The organism is Vibrio sp. 2033 (assembly GCF_033339735.1).
The window spans coordinates 1-910 of record NZ_JAWOVC010000161.1; the positions used below are offsets into that span (position 1 = coordinate 1).

The 910-nt window shown below is 44.6% G+C and carries 1 protein-coding gene and 1 pseudogene; both read right to left on the bottom strand.

Annotated features, from left to right (window positions below; genetic code table 11):
* Nucleotides 1–211, bottom strand: a pseudogene (locus tag R7P74_RS25310) (cobalamin biosynthesis family protein); the annotation flags it as partial.
* Nucleotides 212–223: 12 nt separating this feature from the next.
* A partial coding sequence (mtnN, locus tag R7P74_RS25315; RefSeq protein ID WP_318123397.1) for a 5'-methylthioadenosine/S-adenosylhomocysteine nucleosidase occupies nt 224–910 on the bottom strand: 687 nt, incomplete at its 5' end.

A 910-nucleotide genomic window follows, 5' to 3' on the forward strand; every position in this document is an offset into this window, starting at 1 on the left:
TCATCAAAATAAGAGCGAGGCTTCCTGAGAGAATGCTTTGTGAATAGCTATGGTGGTTATTTACTTTATCTGCTAATTGTTCGGCTACCTTGCGCCATAAAGTCGCAGGGTGAGCGGAATGAGGAATAGGGAGGATCAGGTGAAACAGTAATGCGCCCCACATCACGAGGAGCGCACCGTTAGCATAGAATTGCTGAAAAATTTCTTCCATGAATGACTTGGATTACTTAACCAGTTCCAGCATCTTGAATACCATTTCTGAAGAGCTTTTTGCTGCTAGAGGCAGGAATTCTTCAAAGCTCATTGGCGATTCTTTATCAGCAACGTCAGAGATAGCACGTACAACAACAAATGGTGTGTTGAATTGGTGGCAAGTCTGAGCAATAGCTGATGCTTCCATTTCAACCGCAATAACGGATGGGAAGTTTTCACGAATGAACGCTTGGCGCTCAGCCGTGCAAACAAACGCATCGCCCGTACAGATCAAACCGCGAACAGCATGTGTATTTGCCATTTGCTCGAGTGCTTTTTCCGCTAGGTCCATCAGTTTTTCATCCGCTTTGAATGCTGCTGGTTGACCTGCCATTTGACCAATTTCATAGCCAAAAGCAGTCACGTCTGCATCATGGTGGCGCACTTCTGTAGAAATCACTACGTCACCTAGATTTAGGCTTGAATCGAAACCACCAGCAGAACCTGTGTTGATAACCACATCTGGTTGGTATTCATCAAGAAGAATTGTTGTACCAACTGCCGCAGCAACTTTACCGATACCAGATTGTAGTAGCACTACATCTACATCGTTAATTTGACCAGAGAAAAACGTACAACCTGCTTTGTTTACGGTTTGGCAGTTTGTCATAGCTTCTTTCAGGATGGTCACTTCTTGTTCCATCGCACCGATGATACC